16 protein-coding genes and 1 pseudogene are annotated in these 17,190 nt (G+C 69.1%); 13 read left to right on the forward strand and 4 right to left on the reverse strand.

Annotated elements, in window-relative coordinates; genetic code table 11:
• Positions 1 to 22 precede the first annotated feature (22 nt).
• The 8 genes and pseudogenes from cysC to GR130_RS29365 form a co-directional block, all read left to right on the forward strand.
• The gene (gene cysC / locus GR130_RS29330; protein WP_159507502.1) at positions 23 to 556 is read left to right on the forward strand and encodes an adenylyl-sulfate kinase; all 534 of its coding nucleotides are present in this window, start codon (positions 23 to 25) and stop codon (positions 554 to 556) included.
• Positions 553 to 1,497, forward strand: coding sequence for a sulfate adenylyltransferase subunit CysD (gene cysD / locus GR130_RS29335; protein ID WP_159507503.1), 945 nt, complete (start codon positions 553 to 555; stop codon positions 1,495 to 1,497). The genes cysC and cysD overlap by 4 nt, the downstream gene beginning before the upstream one ends.
• 1 nt (position 1,498) lies before the next feature.
• Positions 1,499 to 2,860: a sulfate adenylyltransferase subunit 1 gene (locus GR130_RS29340; RefSeq protein WP_159507504.1), complete on the forward strand. Its 1,362-nt coding sequence runs from the start codon at positions 1,499 to 1,501 to the stop codon at positions 2,858 to 2,860.
• Between the two features lie 214 nt (positions 2,861 to 3,074).
• Positions 3,075 to 4,184 (forward strand): aliphatic sulfonate ABC transporter substrate-binding protein, encoded by a 1,110-nt coding sequence (locus GR130_RS29345; protein WP_159507505.1) that lies wholly within the window; start codon positions 3,075 to 3,077, stop codon positions 4,182 to 4,184.
• Positions 4,185 to 4,224: 40 nt separating this feature from the next.
• Positions 4,225 to 5,025: an ABC transporter ATP-binding protein gene (locus GR130_RS29350; RefSeq protein WP_159507506.1), complete on the forward strand. Its 801-nt coding sequence runs from the start codon at positions 4,225 to 4,227 to the stop codon at positions 5,023 to 5,025.
• Positions 5,012 to 6,082 carry an ABC transporter permease gene (locus GR130_RS29355; RefSeq protein WP_159507507.1) on the forward strand — a complete coding sequence of 357 codons (1,071 nt, stop codon included), beginning with the start codon at positions 5,012 to 5,014 and terminating at the stop codon, positions 6,080 to 6,082. The genes GR130_RS29350 and GR130_RS29355 overlap by 14 nt, the downstream gene beginning before the upstream one ends.
• A 4-nt stretch (positions 6,083 to 6,086) precedes the next feature.
• Positions 6,087 to 6,857: a sirohydrochlorin chelatase gene (locus GR130_RS29360; RefSeq protein ID WP_159507508.1), complete on the forward strand. Its 771-nt coding sequence runs from the start codon at positions 6,087 to 6,089 to the stop codon at positions 6,855 to 6,857.
• A gap of 248 nt (positions 6,858 to 7,105) precedes the next feature.
• Positions 7,106 to 7,378: pseudogene (locus GR130_RS29365) on the forward strand (transposase); the annotation flags it as partial.
• Between the two features lie 18 nt (positions 7,379 to 7,396).
• On the opposite strand, the gene GR130_RS40020 reads toward GR130_RS29365, so the two are convergent.
• The 4 genes from GR130_RS40020 to GR130_RS29380 form a co-directional block, all read right to left on the reverse strand.
• On the reverse strand, positions 7,397 to 7,768 hold the full coding sequence (locus tag GR130_RS40020; protein WP_201305282.1) for a hypothetical protein: 372 nt from the start codon (positions 7,766 to 7,768) through the stop codon (positions 7,397 to 7,399).
• Positions 7,769 to 8,071: 303 nt separating this feature from the next.
• A complete protein-coding gene (locus GR130_RS29370; RefSeq protein WP_159507509.1) occupies positions 8,072 to 9,397 on the reverse strand; it encodes a hypothetical protein in 1,326 nt (441 codons plus the stop codon).
• Between the two features lie 14 nt (positions 9,398 to 9,411).
• A complete protein-coding gene (locus GR130_RS29375) occupies positions 9,412 to 10,455 on the reverse strand; it encodes a WXG100 family type VII secretion target (protein WP_159507510.1) in 1,044 nt (347 codons plus the stop codon).
• 14 nt (positions 10,456 to 10,469) lie between these two features.
• Positions 10,470 to 10,721, reverse strand: coding sequence for a hypothetical protein (locus GR130_RS29380; protein WP_236573635.1), 252 nt, complete (start codon positions 10,719 to 10,721; stop codon positions 10,470 to 10,472).
• 818 nt (positions 10,722 to 11,539) lie between these two features.
• Here GR130_RS29380 and GR130_RS29385 point away from each other — a divergent pair.
• The 5 genes from GR130_RS29385 (at position 11,540) to GR130_RS29405 (ending at position 17,177) form a co-directional block, all read left to right on the forward strand.
• Complete coding sequence (locus GR130_RS29385) at positions 11,540 to 12,157, forward strand: hypothetical protein (RefSeq protein WP_159507511.1); 618 nt, start codon at positions 11,540 to 11,542, stop codon at positions 12,155 to 12,157.
• A 106-nt stretch (positions 12,158 to 12,263) separates the two neighbouring features.
• Positions 12,264 to 13,163, forward strand: coding sequence for a polyprenyl diphosphate synthase (uppS, locus tag GR130_RS29390; RefSeq protein ID WP_268977943.1), 900 nt, complete (start codon positions 12,264 to 12,266; stop codon positions 13,161 to 13,163).
• The gene (locus GR130_RS29395) at positions 13,139 to 14,107 is read left to right on the forward strand and encodes a phytoene/squalene synthase family protein (RefSeq protein WP_159507512.1); all 969 of its coding nucleotides are present in this window, start codon (positions 13,139 to 13,141) and stop codon (positions 14,105 to 14,107) included. The genes uppS and GR130_RS29395 overlap by 25 nt, the downstream gene beginning before the upstream one ends.
• Positions 14,104 to 16,266, forward strand: a complete 2,163-nt coding sequence (locus tag GR130_RS29400) for an MMPL family transporter (protein WP_159507513.1) — start codon at positions 14,104 to 14,106, stop codon at positions 16,264 to 16,266. The genes GR130_RS29395 and GR130_RS29400 overlap by 4 nt, the downstream gene beginning before the upstream one ends.
• Before the next feature lie 482 nt (positions 16,267 to 16,748).
• Positions 16,749 to 17,177, forward strand: coding sequence for a hypothetical protein (locus GR130_RS29405; RefSeq protein ID WP_159507514.1), 429 nt, complete (start codon positions 16,749 to 16,751; stop codon positions 17,175 to 17,177).
• Positions 17,178 to 17,190: the final 13 nt, after the last annotated feature.

The raw sequence follows: 17,190 nt of genomic DNA on the forward strand, positions 1-17,190 counted from the left end.
GGCGGAGTTTTTGGAGACACAGATGACGGGCGCCACGATCTGGCTGACCGGTCTGCCGAGCGCGGGCAAGACGACCATCGCGCGCGAGCTGGCCGACCGGCTGCGCGGCGAGGGCCACCGCGTCGAGGTGCTCGACGGCGACGAGATCCGCGAGTTCCTCTCCGCGGGCCTCGGATTCACCCGCGAGGACCGGCACACCAACGTCCAGCGCATCGGCTTCGTCGCCGAACTGCTGGCGAGCAACGGCGTCAAGGCCCTGGTACCGGTGATCGCGCCGTACGCGGACAGCCGCGAGGCGGTGCGCAAGCGCCACCAGAGCGAGGGGACCGCGTATCTGGAGGTGCATGTGGCCACCCCGGTCGAGGTCTGCTCCGAGCGCGATGTGAAGGGGCTCTACGCCAAGCAGGCGGCCGGTGAGATCTCCGGCCTGACCGGCGTCGACGACCCGTACGAGGCTCCCGAGTCGCCCGACCTGCGGATCGAGTCGCACACCCAGACCGTGCAGGAGTCCGCGGCGGCGCTGCACTCGCTGCTCACCGAGAGGGGACTGGCATGACGACCGTGGCTTCCGTGACGGAGAACGCCGAGGGCGCCGACAACCCGTTCGCGCTGTCGCACCTCGACGCCCTGGAGTCCGAGGCGGTCCACATCTTCCGCGAGGTGGCGGGCGAGTTCGAGCGGCCGGTGATCCTCTTCTCCGGCGGCAAGGACTCCATCCTCATGCTGCACCTGGCGCTGAAGGCGTTCGCGCCGGCCCCGGTGCCGTTCTCGCTGCTGCACGTCGACACCGGGCACAACTTCCCCGAGGTCATCGACTACCGCGACCGCACCGTCGAGCGCCACGGCCTGCGGCTGCACGTCGCCTCCGTGCAGGACTTCATCGACCGCGGTGAACTCCGCGAGCGCCCGGACGGCACCCGCAACCCGCTGCAGACCGTGCCGCTGCTGGACGCCATCGAGAAGAACCGCTTCGACGCGGTCTTCGGCGGCGGCCGGCGGGACGAGGAGAAGGCGCGCGCCAAGGAGCGGGTCTTCTCGCTGCGCGACGAGTTCGGCGGCTGGGACCCGCGCCGGCAGCGCCCCGAGCTGTGGCAGCTCTACAACGGCCGCCACTCGCCCGGCGAGCACGTCCGGGTCTTCCCGCTGTCCAACTGGACCGAGCTGGACGTCTGGCAGTACATCGCCCGCGAGAAGATCGAACTGCCCGCCATCTACTACGCCCACGAGCGCGAGGTCTTCGCCCGCGCCGGCATGTGGCTGGCGCCCGGTGACTGGGGCGGTCCCAAGGACGGCGAGCGCCTGGAGCTGCGGCAGGTGCGCTACCGCACCGTCGGCGACATGTCCTGCACCGGCGCCGTCGACTCCGACGCCGACACCATCGAGGCGGTCATCGCGGAGATCGCCGCGTCCCGGCTCACCGAGCGGGGCGCCACCCGGGCCGACGACAAGCTGTCGGAGGCCGCCATGGAGGACCGCAAGCGCGAGGGGTACTTCTAACATGAGCACGACCAACGCCGTTGACGCGGACCGGACCGTGGACGCCGGTGCCACCTCGCTGCTGCGCTTCGCCACCGCCGGATCCGTGGACGACGGCAAGTCGACCCTGGTCGGCCGGCTGCTGCACGACTCCAAGTCGGTGCTCGCCGACCAGTTGGAGGCCGTCGAGCACGCCTCCCGCAACCGCGGGCAGGAGACGCCCGACCTGGCGCTGCTGACCGACGGGCTGCGCGCCGAGCGCGAGCAGGGCATCACCATCGACGTCGCCTACCGCTACTTCGCCACCCCCCGCCGGCGGTTCATCCTCGCCGACACCCCCGGGCATGTGCAGTACACCCGCAACATGGTGACCGGCGCCTCGACCGCCGAGCTGGCCGTCGTGCTGGTCGACGCCCGCAACGGCGTGGTCGAGCAGACCCGCCGGCACGCCGCGGTCGCCGCCCTGCTGCGGGTCCCGCACGTCGTCCTGGCCGTCAACAAGATGGACCTCGCCGGCTACGAAGAGCGCGTCTTCGCCGCCATCGCCGAGGAGTTCACCACCTACGCGGCGTCGCTGGGCGTCCCGGAGATCACCGCCATCCCGATCTCCGCACTGGCCGGCGACAACGTCGTGACGCCGTCGGCCAACATGGACTGGTACGGCGGCCCCACCGTGCTGGAGCACCTGGAGACCGTGCCGGTCGGCGCCGACCCGTCGGACGACCCGGCCCGCTTCCCGGTCCAGTACGTCATCCGCCCGCAGACCGCCGAACACCCCGACTACCGCGGCTACGCGGGCCAGATCGCCTCCGGCGTGCTGCGCGTCGGCGACGCCGTCACCGTGCTGCCCTCGGGCCGGACGAGCACCGTCGAGGGCATCGACGCGCTCGGCCAGGCCGTGGACACCGCCTGGGCGCCGCAGTCGGTGACCGTCCGGCTGACCGACGACCTGGACATCTCGCGCGGCGACCTGATCGCCCCGACCGCGGCGGCCCCGTCGGTCTCGCAGGACGTCGAGGCCACCGTCTGCCATGTCGCCGACCGGCCGCTGACCGTCGGCCAGCGGGTGCTGCTCAAGCACACCACCCGCACGGTCAAGGCGATCGTCAAGGAGATCCCGTCCCGGCTCACCCTCGACGACCTCTCCCAGCACCCGGCCCCCGGCGAACTCGCCGCCAACGACATCGGGCGGATCGTGGTGCGCACCGCCGAGCCGCTGGCGCTGGACGCCTACGCCGACTCCCGGCGCACCGGCTCCTTCCTGCTGATCGACCCGGCGGACGGTACGACGCTGACCGCCGGCATGGCCGGCACCGCCTTCGCGGAGGCGGGCGCGCAGACCGCACCGGCCGCCGCGGCGGACGACGAGGGGTGGGACTTCTGACCATGCTCCAGGACATCTTCTCGACCTTCGCGAAGGAAGGCGGCCGCGTAGGCAGCGGCGCCCTCGGAAGCGGACAGGGCGGAGTCGGCCGATGTGCGTGCTGACGATGCTCCACTCCGCATCCCCCACACCTCCCTTCCGAAGATCCACCGTCTCGCCGGGCGCGCCTTAGAGGGGCGCACACCGCCCCGGCCCTCCGAGAGGAACGCCTCCCGTGACTGCCGTTCGACGCCGCCTGCTGGCGGCCACCGCCACCGTCCCGCTCCTCGTAGGCGCGCTGGGCGCCTGCGGCTACGGCTCCCAGGCCCCGAAGGACACCGCCGCCACCATCGCCCCCAAGGGCCCCAAGGTGGACGGACTGGACCAGGTCAAGATCGGCTTCTTCGGCAACACCACCCACGCCACCCCGCTGATCGGCCTCCAGACGGGCCAGTTCCAAAAGGCGCTGGGCGGCACGGCGATCAAGTCCGCGGTCTTCAACGCGGGCCCGGCCGAGATCGAGGCGCTCAACTCCGGCGCCATCGACATCGGCTGGATCGGCCCCTCCCCCGCGATCAACGGCTACGTCACGTCGCACGGCAAGAGCCTGAGGATCATCGCCGGTTCGGCCTCCGGCGGCGTCTCGCTGATCGTCAACCCCAAGAAGATCAAGAGCCTGGACGATCTCAAGGGCAAGACGATCGCCACCCCGCAGCTGGGCAACACCCAGGACGTCGCACTGCTCAACTTCCTCGCCCAGAAGGGCTACAAGGTCGACGCCACCAGCGGCAAGGGCGACGTCACCGTCCAGCGCATCGACAACAAGGTGACCCCGACCGCGTTCACACAGGGCACCATCGACGCCGCCTGGGTCCCCGAGCCCACCGCGTCCAAGCTCGTCGCCGCGGGCGGCAAGTCGCTGCTGGACGAGAAGAAGCTGTGGAAGGACGGGAAGTTCGTCATCACGAACGTGATCGTCTCGCAGAAGTTCCTCAAGGAGCACCCGAAGGCCGTCGAGGCGGTGCTGCGCGGCTCGGTGGCCACCAACACCTGGATCCGGTCCCACCCCGACGAGGCGGTCAAGGCACTCAACGCCAGGCTCGCCGACCCGCAGATCTCCGGCAAGGCGCTGCCCAACGACGTCATCGACCCCGCGTTCCAGAACGTCGACGTCACCGACGACCCGCTGGCCGCCACCCTCCAGGAAGAGGCGGACCACGCCGTCCAGGCGGGCCTGCTGAAGAAGCCCGACCTCAAGGGCATCTACGACCTCACCCTGCTGAACAAAGTGCTCAAGGCCGAGGGGAAGCCGCCGGTCGACGACGCCGGCCTCGGCAGCAACTGACCCCCGCCCCGGCACCGCAGTCCCCCAGGAGGTGACACCGATGACGACCAGCACGCTCACCAAGCCCGCCGCGGCGGACACCGGATCCACCGGTCCGTACGCCGCTCGCATCCACCACGTCTCGAAGTCGTTCGGCCGCCCCGGCGCGCAACAGCACGTACTGGACGACATCAGCATCGACGTCGCCCCCGGCGAATTCGTCTGCCTCCTGGGGGCCTCGGGCTGCGGCAAGTCCACCCTCCTCGGCCTCGTGGCGGGTCTGGACAAGCCGTCCGCCGGCAGCATCGAGACGCCCGGCGGCCGGCCCGCGCTGATGTTCCAGGAGCACGCGCTGTTCCCGTGGCTCACCGCGGGCCGCAACATCGAACTCGCGCTGCGGCTGCGCGGGGTGCCGCGCGCCGAGCGGCGCACCGAGGCCGAGCGGCTGCTGGAACTCGTACGGCTCAAGGGCGCGTACGGCAAGCGGGTCCACGAGCTGTCGGGCGGCATGCGCCAGCGCGTCGCGATGGCCCGGGCGCTCGCCCAGGACAGCCAACTGCTCCTGATGGACGAGCCGTTCGCCGCGCTCGACGCCATCACCCGCGACGTACTGCACGACGAGCTGACCCGGATCTGGCAGGAGACGAACCTGTCGGTCCTCTTCGTCACCCACAACGTCCGCGAGGCCGTACGGCTCGCCGAGCGGGTCGTGCTGCTGTCCTCCCGCCCCGGCCGGGTCGCCCGCGAGTGGCAGGTGGACATCCCGCAGCCGCGCCGCATCGAGGACTCCGCGGTCGCCGACCTTTCCATCGAGATCACCGAACAGCTCCGTGGGGAGATCCGCCGCCATGGCCAGCACTGAGACCACCAGCCAGTCCGCCGCCGGAGCACCCGGAGACGACTCCGCCGGTCCATCGGCCGGCGCGCCCACCGACCGCACCACGGACGGCGCCACCGGCGCGCCGCCCGATTCCGCCGCGCACACACCGGCCACGGCGCCCCCCGCGGCACCAGCCGACGCGTCCACCACCGACGCACCCGACCCCCAAACCGGTTCCGCCGCCGGCGACCTCGCCGGTCTGGAGGCCGGGCTCGACGCCCTGGACTCCGCGGTCGTCTCACGCCAACCGTGGCTGCGCACCGCCGTCTCAAAAGCGTTCCCTCCCCTCGTCGCCGTGCTGATCGTGCTCGCGCTGTGGCAACTCGCCTACCACTTCCAGCTCAAACCGCACTACCTCCTCCCAAGCCCGCTCGACGTCTACCGCTCACTGCAGCAGAAGTGGCTCGAAGGCACCCTGCTCAACTTCGTGTGGACCAGCGTCTCCCGCGGCGCCCTCGGCTTCGTCGCCTCGGTCGCCATCGGAACGCCGCTCGGGCTGATCGTCGCCCGGGTCAAGCCCGTACGCGCCGCGATCGGACCGATCCTGAGCGGCCTGCAGTCCCTCCCGTCAGTGGCCTGGGTCCCAGCCGCGATCATCTGGTTCGGACTGAGCGACGCCACCATCTACGCGGTGGTGCTGCTCGGCGCCGTCCCCTCCATCGCCAACGGCCTGGTGTCCGGAGTCGACCAGATCCCCCCTCTCTACCTGCGCGCCGGCCGCACCATCGGCGCGACGGGCCTCACCGGCGTCCGTCATGTGCTGCTGCCGGCCGCGCTGCCCGGCTACCTCGCCGGCCTGAAGCAAGGATGGGCGTTCTCCTGGCGCTCCCTGATGGCCGCCGAACTCATCGTCAACGCCCCCGACCTGGGCACCGGCCTGGGCCAACTCCTCGAACAGGGCCGCGAACTCCAGGACATGTCCTGGGTACTGGCCGCGATCCTGCTGATCCTCATCGTCGGCATCGGCATCGAACTGCTCATCTTCGCCCCGATCGAGCGCCGGGTGCTGCGCAGCCGCGGACTCCTCGTCAAGAGCTGACACCATGAACCAGCGCCCCACTCTCCTCGTCATCGCCCACGGCAGCCGCGACCCGCGGCACGCCGCGACCGTCACCGCGCTCCGCGCGCGGGTCCGGAAGCTGCGCCCGGGACTGCGCGTCGAGGTCGGCTACCTCGACTTCAACGCGCCCCGGGTGCCCCGTGTGCTGGAGCGCCTCTCGGCCGAGGGAGTACGGAACGTGGTGGCGCTGCCGCTCCTCCTCACCCGCGCCTTTCACGCGAAGTCCGACATCCCCGCGGTACTGCGCGAAGCCACCGCACGACTGCCCCGGCTCACCGTCCACCAGGCCGATGTCCTCGGCCCCTCACCCCTCCTGACCGGCGCCCTGGAACGCCGACTGGAAGAAGCCGGGCTGCGGCCCGGCGACCACCGCACGACCGGGATCGTCCTGGCCTCGGCGGGCTCCTCAGACCCGGAGGCGATCGCAGCGATCGCTCAAACCGCGCGGGAGTGGCAGCGCACCGCCCAATGGTGCGCCGTGCGACCTGCGTTCGCCTCCGCATCCCTTCCCCGCACGGCCGACGCCGTACGAGCCCTACGAGCCGAAGGCATCCAGCGAGTGGCCGTCGCCCCGTACGTCATCGCACCCGGCTTCCTCCCGGACCGCATCGCCGCCGGCGCCCGCGAAGCCCGCGCCGACATCCTCGCCCCAGTCCTCGGCCCCGCCCCCGAACTGGCCCGGCTGCTCCTGCACCGCTACGACCAAGCCGTCCGCGCGGGCGCCCGGGGCGACCTGACGGCGCTCGCGGCCTGACCGGCGACCGGCCTGACCAGCCCGGCCGGCACGGCCTCGGTGGCCCGACCCGTCCGGACCGGGCCACCCACAGCCCCACCGGCATAGCGCTAGCTACGTGGCCCTGAAGAAGTCTGGATCGGTGTTGGGTTGACCTCTGGGGAGAGCTGTTGAGGGCTGCCCCTTGACCGCGACAGTGGAGGCGGGTCGTTGTAGCCGGGGGTGGGGCGATGTTACGTGTCCCGGGAGTTCAAGACCCGTGGTGAGAGGTGCTGCCGGAGCAAGCGCGGCAGCTGCCTGCCGAGTTGGCCAGGATCGATGCATATCTGGACGACGAGCGGTTCATTGCCCGGTGGCGCGGGATATTCGCCGAGCGGCTGGTGCGGCCGTCGATCCCGCTTGAGACGCTGCTGCGGCTGCTGTATCTCAAACACCGCTACCAGCTCGGGTACGAGACGCTGTGCCGGGAGGTCGCCGACTCGTTGAGCTGGCCGCGGTTTTGCGGGATCCCGCTGACGTCCCCGGTGCCGCACCCGACCACACGCCGCGCCCCCTCCCCCTCAAGCGCCACGAGCCCACTCCCCGAGCTGGGTGAGCATCGCCTTCGTCAGCGAGTACGGGCTCGTGCCCAGGTCCGGCCTGGCCAGTACCGCACGCTCCAACTCCTCGGCATCGATGGCCGCGAGGAACTCGGCAGCCGTTGGCTCTACGACAACCGGGCTGGCGATAGCCACTCGGGCGAGCCCCTCGAACTCAACGGCGTCGCCGTTCTCCACGTGCAGAACGACGTGCGGAGGCTCGCCCTCCTGGTGGCTGATCGTGTAACCGCTCAGGCTCCCGGGATCCAACCGTTTCCCTTCGATCTCGATGGCTGCCCGCGGGCCCCGAGCGGTGATGCGCACACCGTGTGCCTTCTCGTCGTGGTGATCCATTCAGCCAACGGTAAGAGGGCTGTCGGACAGCGCGAGGCACTCCGCACTGCGGCGGTTCGACACAGAGCGCAGGCTCGTCACGTCAGCGTTCCCACTGGCACTTTCCTGGCGACCAGGCGCCGGGACATCGGCCAAACAGGGCCCACGGTTTATGCAACTTGTGTGGCACCCTCGTGACACTTCGCATGGACCGAGTTCGCGATACACGAGGCGCACCTCGCGCGCGTAGTCGCTGCCGTAGACCAGTGTCCCTGTTACCGGTTGGCACGGTGTCCGGCTGCCAGATAGCGGGGCGCAGCCGGGTCACTCGCCTTGCAGGCTGCCCAGGTAGCGGGTGCGTTGGCGGCCGATCAGCAGCAGGCCGATGATCGGCCCGAGCGCGGCGGTCGCCAGGCAGGTGCCCAGGGCCGTGCTGTTCCCGTAGCCGATGCCTGCCGCGATGAGGCAGACGGACAGGAAAGCGAATCCGAAGGCGATGACGCCCGGCTTGTGGATGTGTGGCTGCCACAGGATGTACGGGCCCACCGCGCGGGCCGGTTTCGGGCTGGGGAGCGGATGGGTGACGGGTTCGCCAAGAGGTGCGCCCGCATTCGCGTCAGGGGGCGGTCCGTCGGGTGTCGCGCCCAGTGCGTACCGGCCGTCATCGAGGACGAGCACGGCGGGTTCCGTCCATCCCAACTGTCCGTTGGGCCGCGGCGTCCAGTACAGCCAGCCCTGGAGGCCATCCAGCGCCTCGGCGAGCGGTACGGGGTCGAGACAGCGGTCGAGGAACAGATCCCGGCTTCCGCCGTCTGGCGAGGTCAGGCGCAGCGAGGGGGAAAGCTGACGGCGGCGGGTGGGTTTGCCGGTGCGCCCGGGGTAGGGGAAGTGGAAGCCCGCGGCGGGGCCGGCGATACGTACCCGCAGCATGTGGGAGCGTCCTGCGGCGAGGTCGGCGTTGAGGTGGCGTAGGGAGGTGCCCTCCCGCAGGTCGAGCGCGGCGAGTGCCGCGGTGAAGCAGCCCCACAGTGCCAGAAGCACGGCCTCGTACGCGGAGACGCGGCCGTTGAGGAGCGAATGCAGCTCGTCGTGGCTCGGGCTCAGAATGGCGCCGGGCGTCGCGCCAGTGGAGGAGTGCAGAGCCCAGACCCTGTCGCCTTTCTTGAGTGGGTGGCTAGTGGTGACGCTCTCCGTCGTCAGGTGTGTGCCCCGCCGCCCGTCCGGAAGGGCCACGGAGACCGTGGAGGTGTACTCGGTGAAGTTCCGCGACTGGTTGTGGCTGGTGGAATGGATCTCCTGGACGGTGACGCAGGACAGGACCGGTCCACCGTGGACAATCGCAGCCAGTTCGGGGGTGGTTGCTGCCGCCGAAGTCATCAGCAGGAGCAGCGGCATGGCCAGGATCGTGAGCGCGAGGGCGACCAGGCCACCGCGCCGTCCCGGCCACCACCGCGCGTGCCCGGCCCGTTTCTCCGGACGGGCCCCGGTCGGCCGCCGCGCCACGCGCCACCACGCCACGGTGGCCCCGCCGGAGACCGCCAAGCAGGCCAGCAGGTCCCAGCGCGGATAGGGCGCCACCTTCCGCACCAGCAGACACACCACAAACGCGGCGACGCCCGCCCAGGACACTGCCGAGGCGGACGACGCCACGCGACCCCGTTCCTTCACCCGAAAACGTCCCTCACGCTCTTCTTGCCCGGGTCGCCTGGCGCGACGTTCTTCTCTGATTCTTCCTTGGCGCCGGTCATCGCATCTTTGAGTGGCTGGCCGGCCACCCCACCGGCGCCGTAGATGCCGCCGTTGATGATGCCGTCGACCGGGAAGTGCGGCCCCTCGCGGCCGGGCGGGAGATGGGTGTTGGCGCCGTGTACGGCGGCGCCACCGGCGCCTCCTGTGATGCCGTTGATGATGATGTCCGCGGCGAACTCGTTGCCGCTGACGTCCGTTCCCAGAGCGGTCTTCGCGCCGTCGACGGCCATCCCGCCGACGATGTTGCCGACAGCTCCACCGCGGATAGCGCCCTTCATTCCGCCCAGTTTCCCGGCGACACCGAGGCCCGGGCCGGTACCGGCGACAGCGGAGAGTCCGCCCTGCCAGACCGCTTCGCCGAGGTTGGTGTCTTGTCCGGACAGGCCGTTGGCCATCACCGTGGACCCGGTGTTGCTGGCCCAGTTGACCAGAACGTTCTTCAGGAAACGGTGTTCCTTCGCCAGCCGGGAGACGGTTTTGAACGCCTCGCCGACCTTGCGCAAGATGGTGCCGAGAGTCTTGGCGAGTTTGGCGGCGCGGGCGGCGAGCTGGGCCGCGCGAGCGGCCCCCGCGGCTGCCGAGAAGCCCATGGTCAGAAAGGACATGCCGACCGAGATTCCGATAGAGATGCCGATCTCCAGATAGATCTCGTGGATCTCGTGGTTGATCTCCTCGATGGCGTCCGCGGCCTCGTCGAGGCTTTTTGCCGCCTCCGGCAGCTGCGGCAAGCTTTTTTGCATCGCCGCGTCGAGGTTTCTCCAGTGCTCCGCGAAGGAATCCGCCGCCGGACCATGCCAGCCGGAATCCAGGGTCCGCTTCACCTCGTGGTCCAGGTCCCGGAACATGGTCTGGAGGTTTTCGTGGAGATCCCGCCAGCCCTTGGCTGCCGTACGCAGGGCGTCCGGATCACCGCCGGGGTTGATGATGTCCAGGCCGGCCTCGTAGACCTCTTCCGCCACCGACTCGTCACCGCTCACGCCTGACGCCCCCGGTCAAAGCCGGCCGCCAGAGACTCATCCGACGCTGTGGCGTTCTGCTGGACCGTGCGCAGGCCCTGGCTGATGTGATCGAGGTGCTGCCGCAGAGCGTTCAGCGACTCCACCATGTCGGTGGACATCTCAATGTACGCGGAGGTTACTTCCTCGGATTCCGTGAGGACGCCGAATCCTTTGTCAATCACCTCGGCGTCGGTCTTCGCCCGGAACTCCTTTGTGTAGCTCTCCAAGTCCGACCCATGAGTATCGAAGCTTTTCGCTAACCCGGAGATGGCCGCGGCATCTACTAAGAACTCATCCTTAGACAGGATTCACTCCTCACTGCTCACGAAACATACCTACGGCATATCAATCAAGATTTTCCGCAATTAATGAATTCTAAGGGTTTGTCCCGTAATCCCTGGTGGATCAGCGCACGGCGTCAGATGCGGTGTATCGCAAGGCGGAGGGGCATCCGGATACCGGACGTATCCGGATGTTCCGACAACGCAGCGAGGCGCCGTAGCTGTCGTCGTGCGCCCGCCAAGGATTACGGGACAACCCTTAGCGCGGCTTGCCTCGGTGTCCGCGGGGCTGTTCGTAGCCTGTCGCCGTTTCCACACACCCCGCACCCCACCTCATATCGAACGCGAGAATTCCGTTTCAGCGTTCCATCGAATCAATGTGCGACAAATGCCCACCCTATGGCGTCGCCCTAACGTCGGTAAAGAATAGTCGTGCAATCCCATCTAACGCCTTCCGCTTCGGCGGGTTCCGCAGTACAGTGGCCGCAATACGGCAGGCCTGTACGGCGAAAGCGGCCTCGGCGGATTCCGTGGCAGCGTTCCGCATCTAGCGGACTGTGGCGCATATCCCTTCGCGGAGCCCTTTTCCGGAAGTCACCCTTTCTCGTCACGCATCCACAGCTCCACTTTTCTTGGGATTCACGGAGCGGCGAGATGCGTCCACTCGGGCTGATGGCAGTCCACTCCCCATTATTTTCCGCGCACTGCGGCATGGAATTACTTCTGCCCCGACGCAGGTCCAATTCCTCTTGGAAGGAGGAGACGTGTCAACTCAAGTAAATATCCACGGAAATCCGCAGGAAGGCGCCGTCGAGGGTTCGGGCGCGACGTCGAAGTGGCGTCGCCGTCTCACCCGCCTTGGTGTCTACGGACTGTTCGCGGTGCTGGCCGGAACCGCTGCGACGGCCACGGCGGCGCCCGCCGCGCAGTCGCGAGCGGTCAGCGTCGCGCCCGTGTCCATCACCTGCCGGAACGGCACGGGCACCGTGGTGAAGACCGACAACGACCCTGGTAAGCCGGTCATGTACCAGGCAACGGGCACCTGCTCGGTCACGGGCACGGAGAACGGCAAGGCGAGCGGCACTGCCACGTTCTCGATCAACAAAAACAACTGCGTGAACGCTACGACACCCGTCACGGGAACCATCGCCTGGCCCGATGGGACGCACAGCACCGTCACGGCCACCGTGGTGTGGGCCGCTACCGCCGGAAAGGGAATCACGGCCAGCATCTCCAGCGGCTCGATTACCAGCGGTGCCTTCGCGGGCACCGTGGTGAGCGGTACGGCCACGGCCGCTCAACAGGTCGAGGTCAACTGTGTCACCAGCGGGACCTTCGATGGGGCTACCGGCTCCGGCTCCGGGGCGGTGACCGGTAGCTGACGGTTCCAACGGGCCTGTGCCGGGCGCGTCTTGCCTGCCCGGCACGGGCTCCGGCAGTGGGCCCGCCCTCGACAACCGCCGGGGACTGCAGCGGTATGTCTCCCTCATGAATACGGGGTGCACTGTGCGACGGGAACAGTCATATCGAGCCGAGGCACCGTCACCGGACACCGCGGTGATCAGTCCGTGCTCTGTAGCGGACAATCCCCTGGCAGCTCCGCCTCCCACCCGCTCGACGCCGCCCGTTCCCGACCACATCGCCATCGTCATGGACGGAAACGGCCGTTGGGCCACCCGCCGGGGGCTTACGCGCACCCAAGGCCACGCAGCCGGCGCAAAGGCGCTGATACAGGTGGTCGAAGGCGCCGTCGAGATCGGTATCCGCCATCTGACGGTATTCGCGTTCTCCACCGAGAACTGGTGCCGTCCCGCAGTCGAAGTCGGTTTCCTGATGACGCTGATGCGGAGCACCCTGCGCAAGCATCTTCAGCGGCTGCACGCCCATGCCGTGCGCGTCAGGCACGTGGGACGACGCACCGGTCTGCCTCCCGATCTCATCAGCGAGATCAAGGCAGCCGAGCAGCTGACCGCCGACAACGACCGGCTCACCCTGACCATTTGCCTCGACTACGGAGGCCGGACAGAACTGGTCGACGCGGCCCGCAGCATCGCCGAGGCCGCCGCCATCGGCACGCTGGACCCGGCGACCCTCGACGCCCAGATGTTCGCCCGCCACCTCTACTCCCCCGAACTGCCGGACGTCGACCTGTTCATCCGCACCTCCGGTGAGCAACGCATCAGCAACTTCCTGCTCTGGCAGTGCGCTTACGCCGAACTCGTCTTCGTCGACACACCGTGGCCCGACTTCGACCGCCATCACCTACGGCAGGCGGTGGAAATCTACGCGACCCGCAACCGCACCTTCGGAGCCGTCGAGGACCCGGGCCGCAGCACCGAGCCATCCGTACCCAGGAGGCAGCCGTGTACCTCGACCAACGAGCCCTGACCCGCGCCGGAATCCACGATCCGCTCCTGCGCGAGTCCTACGAGTACTGCCGCCGACTCCTGACCGCCATCGGGGACGGGAAAGACATCTGGCGCGGCAGCCTGCTGCTGCCACCGGAACGACGACCGCACCTGTGGACTGTGTACGGGTTCGCCCGCCACGTCGACGAGATGTCTGAGGCGGCCATCGAAACCGGGGCGGGGCGAGCACAGTTCGCTGACTGGTGCACCACCGCGATGGCCGACCTTGAATCCGGGCACTCGTGTGAGCCGAGCGTGCGCGCGCTGATCCACACACTCCGCACCTGGGACCTCGACCCCACAGGCGCCCAGGCGTTCCTCGACGCCTATCTGATGGACCAGCGCGTCACGGAGTACTCCACCTTCGATGATCTGCTGGGCTACCTGCGTCTCATCGCCGTCGAGCCGTTCCGGATGGTCGTCGCTGTCATGGGACCTGCGAGCCGGCCGGCCGGGTCGGAAGCCGAGGCGGTGGCACTGGCCCTGTACCTGACCAACCTGATCCGTGACGTCGCCGAGGACCAGCGGCTCGGTCGGACCTATCTGCCGCTGGAGGACCTGGACCGGTTCGGCGTCACGCGTGAGGACTTGGCCTGCGGACGGATGACCCCGGCCGTCAGGGACCTGGTGAAGTTCCAGGTGGACCGGGCCCACGCCCTCTACGAGCGCGGCGCCGGCCTCCCCGGTCTCCTGCACCCCCAATGCCGGGGACTGGTCACGGCCTCGCTGATGTTCTACCGGTCCTACCTCACCGAGATCGAGCGGCGGGACTACGACGTGCTGAGCGCCAAGCCCCGGATCGGTCCCGCACACCAGGCACGGATGGCGCTGCGCCTGGGCGTGCCCCTGGTGATGTCCCGAGCCCGCCGTTCCGCTAGCGGAACGGGCCACACGTGGCACCGGGAGGGAGCCGCGTGTTCGTGACGCTCGGCCGTGCCGCCGCACGCCGTAGTTGGGTCTTTCTCGTGGTGCCCCTGGTGTTGGCCGTACTGGCGGCGGTCGCAGCGTCAGGCATCCACGACCGGCTCAGCTACGGGGGAATCATCGCGCAGGACGCCGAGTCCAACCGGGCCGCCGTGGCGGTCCGGGAGCGCATCGGGCGCGGTGGCGCGGACGTGGTCGCCATCTACCGCAACCCCCACCACACGGTGGACGAGCCGATGTTCCGCCGGGCAGTGGAGGATTCACTGGCGTCCGCGCCGAAAAGAACCGTCGTCTCCACCATGACGTACTGGTCGCGCGATCTGCCCCCGCTGGTCTCCAAGGACCACCATGCGACGGCCGTCGCGATCATGCTCGCCGGTGCGGACGACACGAGCCGCGTGGCCAGTTACCACCGGCTGCGCCCGGCGTTGCGGGCCGAGGGCTTCGACATCGAGTACGCCGGGCCGGTCGCGGTGGTCGACGGGGTCGCCGAGCGGACCCTGGCGGATGTGCGGCGCGCCGAACTGATCGCGTTTCCCCTGGTGCTGGCCCTGCTCCTGCTGATCTTCCGCAGCCTGGTGGCGGCCCTGTTGCCGGTGGTCATCGGTGGGCTCAGCATCGGTATCACGCTGGGCGTCCTGGTGCTGCTGAGCGGCACGGTGGAGATCTCGTTCATCACCGTGAGCCTGGTGACCTCCCTGGGACTGGCGCTGGGAGTGGACGCCGCCCTTTTCGTCGTCGGCCGGTTCCGCGAGGAGCTCGCCGGCCGTCACAGCGTGCCGGACGCGGTCACGGCCACCTGCGCCACCGCCGGCCGCACGGTGTTCCTGTCCGGGGCCACCATGACCGGCATCGCTCTGGGATTCCTGCTCTTCCCCGTCGGTGTCATGCAGGCGTGCGGTGTCGGCGCAGCTGTCGTCATCGCCGTCAGCGCCGTCCTCAGCGTCACCGCGCTGCCCGCCGCTCTGGCCCTCCTCGGCCCGCGCGTGAACGCCGGACGGCTCCGCCGGCCACGGCGAAAGGACACGGTCCCGGCAGAGGGGCCCTGGGCCGGACTGGCTCGTGCGGTGATGGCCCGGCCAGGGCACTACGTGATCGGTACGCTGCTGGCGCTGCTGGCCCTGACCGCACCGTTCGCACATATCACCCTCGGCTTCCCCGACCAGCGGACCCTGCCCGCCGATGCGCCCGCCCGCCTGGCCTCCGACGCCCTGCGGCACGACTTCGCGCTCGGCGGGCTGGACACCGTGCAGGTGATGGTCACCGTGCCGCAGCGGCTGGACACCCGCGACGGACAGCGGACACTGACCGCCTGGGCCGGCGAACTAGTCCACCTGCCCGGCACCGGCGCCGGGCTCATCGCCGCAACGTCCCAGCACAGTGCGGTGATCTATCTGAGCCACAACGGCAGCGCCGAGGACCCGGCTACCCGCGCACTGGTGCGGCACATTCGCGCGCTACCCCCGCCGGACGGCGGCCAAGTTCTGGTGGGCGGGCTGTCGGCCATGGCCCAGGACACCCTCCAACTGCTGGGCCGCCGACTGCCGTGGGTCCTGCTGTATATCGCGGTGTTCACGTATGTGCTGCTGCTGACGACGTTGCGGTCGGTCGTCCTGCCGGCGAAGGCACTGCTCGTCAACGCGCTGTCCCTCGGAGCCTCCTTCGGCGCGCTCGTGTGGATCTTCCAGGACGGGCATCTGACCTGGCTTGTCGGCGCAAGCCGCACCGGATACATCGACGTCGCCCAACCCGTGATCATGCTGATCCTGCTGATCGGCCTCTCCATGGACTACGAGTTCTTCCTGCTGTCGCGCATCCGCGAGCAGTACGACGCCACCGGGGACAACACCGCCGCGGTCGCGACTGGGCTACAGCAGTCCGCTCCGGTCTTCACCTCAGCCGCGGCGGTAGTTATGGCCGTCAGCGCGGCCTTCACCACCAGCGGCGTAACCATGGTCAAAGAGCTGTGCGTCGGGATGTTCATCGCCATCGCGCTGGACGCCACCCTCATCCGAGCACTGCTCGTCCCGGCCACCATGCGGCTGCTGGGCCGGGCCAACTGGTGGCTGCCCGGCGCCAAGCACCGACAGTGGGGCGGACAGGAGGCACCTGCTCCCCTGAAGCGCCCGGCGAGTGCGCGTCAAAGCAGCAACCCGTGAGCCGTCTGGCCGAGCGCGATGAGAGCCGGCCTCCCGAGGTCGAAATCACCAACTGGCTGCCTGCGAAGCCTCCCCAGCGACCGCTGCCCTGCCGGTATCGATTCGCGGTGACCGCGGCACAGACGGCGGCCTGTGCCGCGCGTCCGGCCTGCTGGATCCGGCGCGAGGACATGACGACAGTCAGGCCGTGCCGGACCTGGACGGGCAGGTACCGCTGTGCTCTCTTGAAAATGACGTGAGCGGACTATGCGGCCGCACTCAGTTCGAGGATGACCTCGTAGCCGAGGGCGCCGAGTGCTTTTCGGGAAGTAAGTGCGGCAAGGCCAACACTGGCACCAAAGTGTCGTATATGCGCCGGAGATATCCCCTGGACGGCCATCCTTGCCACCTGTGATGATCCGTAAGCATTGCTCCTGTGCGGTTCCTGTGAACCGGCGGGGCAGCGCCGTACCTTTCGCACCACTTCTCAGGGGGGAACACCCATGAAGCAGTCCCGTCTGCGCGCCCGTATCGGCGCCACCGCGGCCGCCGCCGTCGTCCTGACCGGCGGCGCGGTGGCTCTGGCCGCTCCGGCCTCGGCCAAGGCCAACCTCATCGCCATCGACGGCGCCGAGTACGTGGCCAAGCCCAAGCACGTGATCATCGTCGATGTCACCTACTCCTGCGACACCGGCGAGACCCTGCGCATCGAGGGCGTGGCCACCAGCACGGTCAACAAGAAGGCCGTCGCCACCGGCACTCTCGCCAGCGGCGAGGTGACCTGCGACTTCGGCTCCCACATCGCGGAGGTGAAGCTGACCCCGAAGGCGGGGGCCGTCTTCCACAAGGGCGACAAGGTGAAGGTCGCCGTCAAGACCCTCGACGCGACGAACGACGTCTACGCCGACGCAGAGAAGTTCGCGAAGATCTGAGTGCCGGGAGCTG

This window comes from Streptomyces sp. GS7 (assembly GCF_009834125.1).
Taxonomy (GTDB): Bacteria; Actinomycetota; Actinomycetes; order Streptomycetales; family Streptomycetaceae; genus Streptomyces.